Annotated in this window: 11 protein-coding genes; 7 read left to right on the top strand and 4 right to left on the bottom strand. The window is 28.9% G+C overall.

Translation table 11 applies throughout. From position 1 onward, the window contains the following. Positions 1 to 127: 127 nt before the first annotated feature. Positions 128 to 367, bottom strand: coding sequence for a hypothetical protein (locus tag V3V28_RS10490; RefSeq protein ID WP_331364967.1), 240 nt, complete (start codon positions 365 to 367; stop codon positions 128 to 130). 206 nt (positions 368 to 573) lie between these two features. Between V3V28_RS10490 and V3V28_RS10485 the strand changes: the two genes are divergently transcribed. Beyond that, positions 574 to 1443, top strand: a complete 870-nt coding sequence (locus tag V3V28_RS10485; protein ID WP_331364966.1) for a helix-turn-helix domain-containing protein — start codon at positions 574 to 576, stop codon at positions 1441 to 1443. A gap of 5 nt (positions 1444 to 1448) precedes the next feature. Here the strand turns inward: V3V28_RS10485 and V3V28_RS10480 are convergent, their stop codons facing one another. From V3V28_RS10480 to V3V28_RS10470, 3 genes are all read right to left on the bottom strand, one after another. Beyond that, positions 1449 to 2108, bottom strand: a complete 660-nt coding sequence (locus tag V3V28_RS10480) for an HD domain-containing protein (protein WP_331364965.1) — start codon at positions 2106 to 2108, stop codon at positions 1449 to 1451. 1 nt (position 2109) lies between these two features. Then, on the bottom strand, positions 2110 to 2349 hold the full coding sequence (locus tag V3V28_RS10475) for a hypothetical protein (RefSeq protein ID WP_331364964.1): 240 nt from the start codon (positions 2347 to 2349) through the stop codon (positions 2110 to 2112). An 84-nt stretch (positions 2350 to 2433) separates the two neighbouring features. Continuing rightward, the gene (locus V3V28_RS10470; RefSeq protein ID WP_331364963.1) at positions 2434 to 2844 is read right to left on the bottom strand and encodes a BrxA/BrxB family bacilliredoxin; all 411 of its coding nucleotides are present in this window, start codon (positions 2842 to 2844) and stop codon (positions 2434 to 2436) included. Between the two features lie 330 nt (positions 2845 to 3174). On the opposite strand from V3V28_RS10470, the gene V3V28_RS10465 reads away from it, so the two are divergent. From V3V28_RS10465 to V3V28_RS10440, 6 genes are all read left to right on the top strand, one after another. Beyond that, the gene (locus V3V28_RS10465; RefSeq protein WP_331364962.1) at positions 3175 to 3930 is read left to right on the top strand and encodes a TerB family tellurite resistance protein; all 756 of its coding nucleotides are present in this window, start codon (positions 3175 to 3177) and stop codon (positions 3928 to 3930) included. 160 nt (positions 3931 to 4090) lie between these two features. Further along, positions 4091 to 7498 (top strand): isoleucine--tRNA ligase, encoded by a 3408-nt coding sequence (ileS, locus tag V3V28_RS10460; RefSeq protein WP_331364961.1) that lies wholly within the window; start codon positions 4091 to 4093, stop codon positions 7496 to 7498. 4 nt (positions 7499 to 7502) lie between these two features. Continuing rightward, the gene (locus tag V3V28_RS10455; RefSeq protein ID WP_331364960.1) at positions 7503 to 7880 is read left to right on the top strand and encodes a TraR/DksA family transcriptional regulator; all 378 of its coding nucleotides are present in this window, start codon (positions 7503 to 7505) and stop codon (positions 7878 to 7880) included. A 68-nt stretch (positions 7881 to 7948) separates the two neighbouring features. Then, entirely contained in the window at positions 7949 to 8596 is a 648-nt protein-coding gene (locus V3V28_RS10450) for a hypothetical protein (protein ID WP_331364959.1), read from the top strand. 45 nt (positions 8597 to 8641) lie between these two features. Then, on the top strand, positions 8642 to 9259 hold the full coding sequence (locus V3V28_RS10445) for a lipoprotein signal peptidase (RefSeq protein WP_331364958.1): 618 nt from the start codon (positions 8642 to 8644) through the stop codon (positions 9257 to 9259). Between the two features lie 371 nt (positions 9260 to 9630). After that, the gene (locus V3V28_RS10440) at positions 9631 to 10041 is read left to right on the top strand and encodes a DUF4230 domain-containing protein (RefSeq protein ID WP_331364968.1); all 411 of its coding nucleotides are present in this window, start codon (positions 9631 to 9633) and stop codon (positions 10039 to 10041) included. Positions 10042 to 10370 lie beyond the last annotated feature (329 nt).

Raw genomic sequence — 10370 nt, 5'->3', positions numbered from 1 at the left:
TTTAATACCTCTAAAATTTTCTCGTAATTTGCTCTAAAGCTGTTCATCTATTTAAATGTTTGAAATTCAATTAAATATACGATTCTCTTAATCAATGAACAGCTTTTTTATAATGCACAACAGGTTTCTATTGTATAAATCCATTAATTAGAGAACTAAAGTTGAATAATCTAGAATAGTTTCCTTCGTTTTCTTTATTATAAATTTTTGTACCGCTTACATTTTTTATAGTAATGTTTTGTCTTTTCTTTACAGACTTAAATTCAACTCTTACTTTTTTAGAATCTAATTTAGTACCTGTGTTTTTGTCACTTGCGTATTTTGCTAATGTTCCTAACATTGCTACTACTAATAAAATTGTTTTCATAATTTTGTCATTTTTAAATATTAATAACACTGCAAATTTATGGCTGTTTTCTAGCTCCAAAAACATCAGAATTGGTAAGTTTGTATGCTATATTATCAATTTGTATTATGTAAAATTAATTTGAAGATAAAATAGTATATAATTGAATTAATTCTATGCGTTTTTATATTGTAATGTATTGTAACTTTGCTTTTTAATAAGTATAGATGAAAACAAAACCAACATTAGAAAAGATTACACCAAATTTTGGGAGTTCTTTATTAGTTAAAAAACACGTTCAGTTTTTAAAAAAGAACAAAGCCTTTTGGCACTTTCATCCCGAAATTGAAATAGTTTATGTTAATAAAGGGAAAGGGAAAAGGCATATTGGTAACCATATTAGTTATTTTAATAATAGCCAATTGGTATTAATTGGTTCTAATTTACCGCATTTAGGGTTTATGGATCGTTTAACAACAAACGGATCTGAAACACTTATACAATTTAAGCCCGAATTTTTAGGGGATTTATTTTTTAAAATACCAGAAATGGCTGCAATAGATCAGCTTTTTGAGCGTGCTAAAAAAGGCATTCGTTTTAATATTGAAATTAAAAAAAGAATAGGAGCAAAGATCGAAGAACTTGAAGATTTAGAAGGTGCAGACAGAATTATTTCTTTTTTAGAAATTTTAAAAGAGCTAGCAAGAACAAATGATTATACTATTTTAAACGCAAATGGTTTTGCTTTTGAAACACAACCACAAGATAGTAGTAAAATAGATATCATTTTTAAACATATAAACGAGAACTTTAATAGACACATTTCTTTAGAGGGAGTTTCTGATTTGGTGAGTATGACGGTTCCTGCATTTTGTAGGTTTTTTAAAAAGACAACTTCTAAAACATTTACAAAATTGGTAAATGAATATAGGGTTGTACATGCAACTAAATTATTATCGGAAAGTCAAACGAGTATTACTGATATTTGTTTTGAATGTGGATTTAATAATTTTTCTCACTTTAATAAATTATTTAAAGAGTTTACTGGTAAATCTGCTTCTAAATATAGAAGTGAAATGTTGAACCTTGTTCAGTAATAATATTATTTAAAACCATTCCATTCACTATAAAATTGTTTTAGATACAATTCCATAAATTGGTGTCTTTCTTTAGCTATTTTTTTCCCTGTAGAAGTGTTCATTTTATCTTTTAATAATAATAGTTTTTCATAAAAATGATTAATTGTTGGTGCGACAGATTTTTTATATTCTGCTTTTGTCATTTCTAAATTCGGAGCTATCTCTGGGTCGTACAAGACTCTGTTTTTAAAGCCACCATAATTAAAACACCTTGCAATACCAGTAGCACCAATGGCATCTAACCTGTCTGCATCTTGTACTACTTCGAGCTCTTTAGAAGTAAATTTTTCTCCATCAGTAGAAAGGGAGTTTTTATAAGAAATATGATTGATAATATTTACAACATGTAAAATAATTTCCGTGTCAACTTTTTCATTTTCAAGAAATTCTGTTGCTTTTTTAGGACCAATAGTTTCATCTCCATCATAAAATTTAGCATCTGCAATATCATGTAATAAAGCACCTAAAGAAACTATAAAAATATCAACATTTTCTTCTTTAGAAATTAAAAGAGAATTTTTAAAAACACGTTCTATATGAAACCAATCATGGCCTCCTTCAGCATTTTTTAATTCCGTTTTCACGAATTCTATCGTATTTTCAATGATAAGTTCTTTGTTCATCTTATTTTCTAGAAGTTAATTCTTTTTTAATCTTTTTCATTTCATAAAACATTACAAATCCCATAGGAGCAAAAAATAAAGGTAAAAAAGTCTGAAAAGAAATACCATTTTCAATAGAAGAAAAAACAGCAAAAACAATCATTAAAACAACAACAAAAACTTGTATAAATAATATCGTTTTTTGTGTTTTTAGTTTTTTTATTAATTCTTCTTGTGTATAGGTAGAAAGTGTAGAAGCCATATTTAATTTTTTATAAAAATAAAAAACCCACGTTAACTAACGTGGGTTTTCATCTAAATTATTTATTCTAAAGAGTTGTTTATATTAACAAAACTCATCATAAGCTTGTGCTAAATTTTGTGCAATCATCTGTGCAGAACGCCCTTCAATATGATGTCTTTCTAACATATGAACTAAATTACCGTCCTTAAATAACGCCATTGCTGGAGAAGAAGGAGGAAAAGGAATCATAAATTCTCTTGCTTTTTGTGTAGATTCTTTTTCTACACCTGCAAAAACAGTAGTTAAATTTGTTGGTGTTTTATCTGCACCTAAAGAAGCAATAGCTCCTGGTCTTGCAGTACCTGCAGCGCAACCACAAACAGAATTTACTACAACTAAAGTTGTACCTTCTTTTGCTAATGCTTTTTCTACGTCTTCACCTGTATATAATGCTTCAAAACCAGCGTTAATTAACTCATCACGCATTGGTTTTACTAATTCTTCTGGATACATATTTTATAATTTTAAAATGCAAATATAAGCATAAGTTTGGCAAAATTCAATGATTACAAAATGGTTGTTTCAATAGAAACATCAATAAAACTGATGTCAATGAAATTCTCTATAATGAGCGCTTTTTTTGGCATGTCCATTTTTAAATAAAAGTTCCGTTTTACTGCACTTTTGCTTAAAAATCGTCAGGCTTTTCGCACTCGATTTTTTTGTAAAAAGCAAAAAAGAGTTCAAACAAATGCTACAATCCTTCATGCAAATTAGTAACTTCTAAAATAGTAGTCTTTGTAACTTATAAACTTTGTAACTTTGCTACTTCAAAAAAAAGATATGGGAAATTTTACAAAATGGTTAGGAGCAGGATTAGGATTTACTTTTGGTGGCCCAATTGGTGCAGCCATTGGTTTTGCAGTTGGTAGTTTTGTAGATGGTTTTTCTGTTGATGAGTTTAACCAGGAGCAAATAGATTATAAAGGAAAAGGACAAAGAAGAGGTGGTGTTAATACACAATCTGGAGATTTTGAAATGAGTTTACTTGTTTTAGCATCCATAGTTATAAAGTCCGACGGAAAAGTAGACCAAAAAGAATTAGACTTTGTTAGAAGTCAGTTTGTAAACATGTATGGTAAACAACGTGCAAACAGTGCGTTTAAACTTTTTAGTGGCGTTATAAAAAAGGAGATTTCTGCAAGACAAGTTTGTATACAAATTAGAGAGCACATGTCTCATGCATCTCGTTTACAATTATTACATTTTCTGTTTGGTATTGCAAAATCAGACGGTTTTGTAGCTAAAAGCGAAGTAGAAGAGATTAGAAAAATAGCAGGTTATTTATATATAAATCAAAATGATTACGAGTCTATAAAAGCAATGTTTTATGATGAATCTGGCAACGCATATAAGATTTTAGAAATCACTAAATCTGCTTCTAATGATGAGGTTAAAAAAGCTTACAGAAAAATGGCTAAAAAATACCATCCAGATAAAGTACAAGATTTAGGTGCAGAACATATAAAAGGAGCAAAGGAGAAGTTTCAAAGTATACAATCTGCTTATGAAAAAATTAAACAAGAAAGAGGTTTGTAAATAGAGTTACAAAGGTTAAAGGTTACAGAGCTACAAAGTTTATTCTTCAATTTTTTTGCAACTTTGTAGCTTTTTTTATGCTTTGTAACTTCTTCACAAACAAACTCAAAAAATTCCAAGAAAATCCTTAATTTCGCATTCTTATAAGAAAAGATACACAATGAGCGCGAAATTTCCTGAATATAAAGGCCTTGACTTACCAAAAGTAGCAGAAGAAATTCTAAACTATTGGCAAGAAAATAACATTTTTGAAAAAAGTGTTACTACAAGAGAAGGTAAAGAACCTTATGTTTTTTTTGAAGGACCACCTTCAGCAAACGGACTTCCAGGAGTTCATCATGTGTTAGCACGCGCGATTAAAGATATTTTTCCTCGTTATAAAACCATGAAAGGTTTCCAAGTAAAGCGTAAAGCTGGTTGGGACACGCATGGTTTACCTATTGAATTAGGTGTAGAAAAAGAATTAGGAATTACCAAAGAAGATATTGGTAAAACCATTTCTGTAGAAGATTATAATGCAGCCTGTAGAAAAGCAGTAATGCGTTACACAGGTATTTGGAACGATCTAACCCAGAAAATGGGTTATTGGGTAGATATGGATGATCCATATATAACCTATGAACCCAAATATATGGAATCTGTTTGGTGGTTATTAAAACAGATTTATAACAAAAAACTAATATACAAAGGCTATACAATTCAACCGTATTCACCAAAAGCAGGTACAGGTTTAAGTTCTCACGAATTAAATCAACCAGGAACCTACCAAGATGTTACAGATACAACAGTTGTTGCACAATTTAAAGCGATAGAAAACACACTTCCAGATTTTTTACAGAACAAAGGAACTATTTACTTTATAGCTTGGACAACAACTCCTTGGACATTGCCAAGTAATACAGCATTAACAGTTGGTCCAAAAATTGAATATGTTTTAGTCGACACTTTTAATCAATATACATTTGAACCAACAAAAGTAATTTTAGCAAAGAAATTAGTTGGAAAGCAATTTGGAGGAAAAAATAATGTTCAAGTTGAAACTTCTGAAGAATTAAATACTTATAATTCTGGTGATAAAAAGATTCTTTTTTATGTAATTAAAGAATTTATTGGTAAAGATTTAGTTGATATTAAATACGAACAATTATTAGATTATGTTTTGCCAAACGACAATCCTCAAGATGCTTTTAGAGTAATTTCTGGAGATTTTGTTACTACAGAAGACGGAACAGGAATTGTACATACTGCTCCAACTTTTGGACAAGATGATGCTTTGGTTGCAAAACAAGCAGTGCCACCAATTCCACCGTTATTGGTAAAAGATGAAAATGATAATTTAGTTCCTTTAGTAAACTTACAAGGAAAATTTAGACCAGAAGTTACTGAATTTGCAGGTAAATATGTAAAGAACGAATATTATGCAGATGGTGAAGCGCCAGAAAAATCTGTAGATGTAGAAATTGCCATCAAATTAAAAATAGAAAATAAGGCCTTTAAGGTTGAAAAATACAAACACAGTTATCCTAATTGTTGGAGAACAGATAAACCAATTTTATATTATCCATTAGATTCTTGGTTTATTAAAGTAACTGATGTTAAAGATAGAATGCACGAGTTGAACAAAACTATTAACTGGAAACCGGAATCTACTGGAACTGGTCGTTTTGGTAATTGGTTGGCAAATGCAAACGATTGGAATTTATCTCGTTCTAGATACTGGGGAATTCCATTACCAATCTGGAGAACAGAAGATGGTAAAGAAGAAATTTGTGTTGGTTCTGTAAAAGAATTGAAACAAGAAATGGCAAAAGCTGTAGAAGCTGGCGTTTTAGTAAAAGATATTTTTGAAGACTTTAAAGTTGATAACAATTCCGAAGAAAATTATGCAAAAATAGATTTACATAAAAACATTGTTGATGAAATTGTATTAGTTTCAGCAACTGGACAACCAATGAAACGTGAAAGCGATTTAATTGATGTTTGGTTCGATTCTGGTTCTATGCCTTATGCACAATGGCACTACCCGTTTGAAAATAAACAAAAGATTGATGAAAATGAATCTTTTCCGGCAGATTTTATTGCAGAAGGAGTAGATCAAACTCGTGGTTGGTTTTATACTTTACACGCAATTTCTACAATGGTTTTTGATTCTGTAGCCTATAAAAATGTAGTTTCTAATGGTTTAGTTTTAGATAAAAACGGACATAAAATGTCTAAACGTTTAGGAAATGCAACAGATCCTTTTACAACGTTAGATAAATATGGTGCAGATGCAACACGTTGGTATATGATTGCAAATGCAAACCCATGGGACAATTTAAAATTTGATTTAGAAGGAATTGAAGAAGTAAAACGTAAGTTTTTTGGAACTTTATACAACACCTATTCGTTCTTTACTTTGTATACAAATATTGATGGTTTTTCTTATGAAGAAGCAGATGTTCCTCAAAACGAAAGACCAGAAATAGATCGTTGGATTTTATCAGAATTACATACTTTAATTGCTAAAGTTGATAAATTCTATGCAGAATATGAACCAACGAGGGCAGCAAGAGCAATATCAGATTTTACACAAGATTATTTAAGTAACTGGTATGTACGTTTAAGTAGAAGACGTTTTTGGAAGGGAGATTATCAAACAGATAAGATATCTGCATATCAAACTTTGTACACTTGTATGAATACGATTGCAAAATTAGCATCGCCAATTGCGCCGTTTTTTATGGACAGATTGTATCAAGATTTAAATTCTGTAACTGGTAAAGAAACATCAGAAAGTATTCATTTATCAGATTTTCCAAAATACGATGCAAGCTTTGTAGATAAGAGTTTAGAACGTAAAATGGAAAATGCACAAATTATTTCCTCTTTAGTTTTATCATTAAGAGCAAAAGAAAAGATAAAAGTGCGTCAGCCGTTACAAAAAATTATGATTCCTGTTGATAATGAACAACAAAAGGAAGAAATTCTAGCAGTTGCAGACTTAATTAAGAATGAAGTAAATATTAAAGAAATTCAGATTTTAGATGATGCTTCAGATATTTTAATCAAACAAATCAAGCCTAATTTTAAAACATTAGGTCCAAAGTTTGGAAAAGATATGCGTTTTATTGCTGCTGAAGTTCAGAAATTTAACCAAGAAGATATCAACAAAATAGAGAAAGATAAAAACATTTCTTTAGAAATTAATGGAAAAAATATAACTTTAGATATTACTGATGTAGAAATATCATCGAAAGATATAGAAGGTTGGTTGGTTGCAAATGAAGGTTCGTTAACAGTTGCTTTAGATGTTACAATTTCTGAAGAATTACATAAAGAAGGAGTTGCCAGAGAATTGGTAAACAGAATACAAAATGCTCGTAAAGACACTGGTTTAGAAGTTACAGATAAAATTAAATTAACGATTTTAAATTTCGAAAACCTACAGCATTCTATAAACGAGAACAAAGACTACATTATGAGTGAAACATTAACAAAAGAATTAGTTTTTGTTGATGTTTTAGAAAATGGTACAGAAATTGAGTTTGATACCATAAAAAGTAGAATATTAATCGAAAAAATGTAATATTATGGTAGACATAAAACTAAAATATTCAGATGAAGACTTACAAGAGTTTAAAGGAATTATAGAAAAAAAAATAGTTAGAGCAAATGAAGATTTAACGCTCTTACAAAGTGCATATAAAAATGATGCAGGTAATGGTACTGATGATACTTCATCTTCATTTAAGTCTTACGACGAAGGTGCAGATACTATGGCTAAAGAAGCAAATGTGCAATTAGCAATAAGACAAGAAAAGTTTATTAGGGACTTAAACAATGCTTTATTACGTATAGAAAACAAAACGTATGGCGTTTGTAGAGTTACTAAAAAACTAATTCAAAAAGAGCGTTTAAAATTAGTGCCTCATGCTACTTTAAGTATTGAAGCAAAACGTAAACAATAACAATTTAAAAAAAGCTTCCATTTGGAAGCTTTTTTTACTTAAAAATATATCGAAAACATATTTTATAAATGAAAAAACATCTTTTCTTTATTTGTTTTTTTTCAGTTTGCTTTATTGGGTTTTCTCAAAAAAAAGTAACTAAAAAATTTTCGAGTTCTACTAAAGAAATAAGTATTTCTACAGAAGGTTTAGATGATTTTTTTTTAGAAAATTCTGATTCTAAATTTATTGAAATTTACTTGTATGCAGAAAATCCGAATGAACAGCATATTATAGTTTCAGAAAAAAATAAAGAAACTCAAATAAAATTTAAGATTCCTGTTTTTAAGAATGAAAACGAAGTTTTTAGAAAATACATTACAAAAAGATTAAAAAGAGCAACAGCAACTATTAAAATTCCTAAAAATATTGATATTTCTATTTATGGAGAAAATATTAATATTTCATCTAGAAGTTATAATGGGAACATTAGTGTTTTTATAGAAAATGGAATTGTGAAACTAGATACAATTCAGCAAAATTTAGAATTAAAAATGTATGCTGGTAACATTTTCGGGTCTTTTAAAAAGACCAATCTAAAAGTGATTTCTAAATTTGGTAAAATTAAAATTAATGATAATTTCTATCAAAAAGAATATCAAAATAAAGATATTTCTACAGCCAAAAAAGTATCAATAACAACAATAAAAGGGAATATTTTCTTAACGACTAAATAAACACAATAATATTGTTATTTTTGTGAATTCAAAACTTAAAATATAATGTCGAAAAAGACACTAGCAATTCTAACTATATTAATAGCCATTATTTTAGATCAAGTAATTAAAATCTATGTAAAAACACACTTTGTTTTAGGTGAAGAAGTAGTGTTTTTTGATTGGTTTAGAATCCATTTTGTAGAAAATAACGGAATGGCAATGGGTTTTGAGTTTGGCGGAAAAGCAGGGAAACTGTTTTTAACAGTTTTTAGATTAGTGGCGATAACTGCAATTATTTATTGGCTATCACAAAATATTAAACAAAAAGTACATAATGCGGTTATAATTGCAATTTCACTTATTTTTTCTGGTGCTGTTGGTAATATTATAGATTCTGTGTTTTACGGAGTTATTTTTAATCACCCAAAACATAGTGTTGCTACTCTTTTTCCAGAAACTACAACTGGTACTTTTTTTCATGGTAAAGTAGTAGATATGTTTTACTTTCCAATGTGGGAAGGTGTTTTACCAGAATGGATTCCTTTTGTTGGTGGAGAAATGTTTACTTTTTTTCAATATATATTTAACCCGGCAGATGCTTTTATAAGTGTTGGTGTAGCTTTGTTGTTTATTTTTAGCAAACAAGCTTTTCCTAAAGAAGAGAAAGTAGTTGTAGATTAGGTTTTAGTTTCAAAGTTGTTCTCGATACGATTTTTAGTTCCTCAAAATCACTCGAACTGACAGCATATACTACTAGCTATTTTTAATACACTGTCACTTCGAGTTATTTTGCTTTTTTTTGGCGAAATTGTATCGAGAAGTTTTTTAAAATTATCAAAAAGTCTAAAATTATAAACAATATGCGTTTTCTAAAATACCTAGTAGTTTTTCTTTTTTGGTTTTTTAATAGCCAAATTTTGGTATAAACCTAAAATTGAAAATAACAAAAAAGAAGAAATACAAGTTGTTGTAAACTCAATTAAAAACATGAGTAAATTGGTGGTTTCTAAAGGAAGTTTCTCTGAAGTTTATAATTATTCCGATTCTAAAAAATATTTTTACGATTATTTTTTTTTGATAAAAAAGCAGTGGTGGTTGTCAATGCAAAAGTAGAAGTAGGGTATGATTTGTCTAAACTAGAAATTCAAATTGATTCTCTTGGTAAAAAAATCATCATTAATAAAATCCCAAAAGAGACTATAAATATATCACCAGATATTAAATATTTCGATTTACAACAAAGTCAGTTTAATACTTTTTCTAAATACGAGCTGAATAAAATCAATAAAAAAAGTATCGAAAAAATTAAAAAAACTATAGCCGTTACTACGCTAAAATCCGAAGCAAAAACAAGACTTTTTGAAGAGTTTTCTAAAATTTATCAACTATCAGCAACTTTTGGTTGGCAAGTGGTCGATAATACGGATTTAGAATTTTCAAAATCATTTAACCAATCTTTTTAATTTACGAATACGTTGAGTATTTTGGGTTGAAATAGTTTTCAAAATATCAGTTCGAGTAAATTTTTTGATTGAAATAAAAAAACTAGTATAGAGAACAGTTGTCATTGCGAACGTAGTAAAGCAATCTCTCCTTTCTTTTTGCAAGATTTGTTACTTAAAAAAACTTAGAACCTGTTTTTTAATATTTTAGAACATATTTAACATACCTGTTGTGCATTATAAAAAAGCTGTTCATTGATTAAGAGAATCGTATATTTAATTGAATTTCAAACATTTAAATAGATGAACAGCTTTAGAGCAAATTACGAGAAAATTTTAGAGGTATTAAA

This window comes from Polaribacter sp. (assembly GCF_036480315.1).
Lineage (GTDB): Bacteria > Bacteroidota > Bacteroidia > Flavobacteriales > Flavobacteriaceae > Polaribacter.
The sequence above is the reverse complement of the archived record's forward strand: the minus strand, read 5'-3'. Positions and strand labels throughout refer to the sequence as shown.

Excerpts from the sequence above, each read along its gene's own strand:
- V3V28_RS10470 (WP_331364963.1), bottom strand. The coding sequence starts at position 2,844 with ATGTATCCAGAAGAATTAGTAAAACCAATGCGTGATGAGTTAATTAAC.
- V3V28_RS10475 (WP_331364964.1), bottom strand. The coding sequence starts at position 2,349 with ATGGCTTCTACACTTTCTACCTATACACAAGAAGAATTAATAAAAAAA.
- V3V28_RS10480 (WP_331364965.1), bottom strand. The coding sequence starts at position 2,108 with ATGAACAAAGAACTTATCATTGAAAATACGATAGAATTCGTGAAAACG.
- ileS (WP_331364961.1), top strand. The coding sequence starts at position 4,091 with ATGAGCGCGAAATTTCCTGAATATAAAGGCCTTGACTTACCAAAAGTA.
- V3V28_RS10455 (WP_331364960.1), top strand. The coding sequence starts at position 7,503 with ATGGTAGACATAAAACTAAAATATTCAGATGAAGACTTACAAGAGTTT.
- V3V28_RS10445 (WP_331364958.1), top strand. The coding sequence starts at position 8,642 with ATGTCGAAAAAGACACTAGCAATTCTAACTATATTAATAGCCATTATT.
- V3V28_RS10450 (WP_331364959.1), top strand. The coding sequence starts at position 7,949 with ATGAAAAAACATCTTTTCTTTATTTGTTTTTTTTCAGTTTGCTTTATT.
- V3V28_RS10465 (WP_331364962.1), top strand. The coding sequence starts at position 3,175 with ATGGGAAATTTTACAAAATGGTTAGGAGCAGGATTAGGATTTACTTTT.
- V3V28_RS10485 (WP_331364966.1), top strand. The coding sequence starts at position 574 with ATGAAAACAAAACCAACATTAGAAAAGATTACACCAAATTTTGGGAGT.
- V3V28_RS10490 (WP_331364967.1), bottom strand. The coding sequence starts at position 367 with ATGAAAACAATTTTATTAGTAGTAGCAATGTTAGGAACATTAGCAAAA.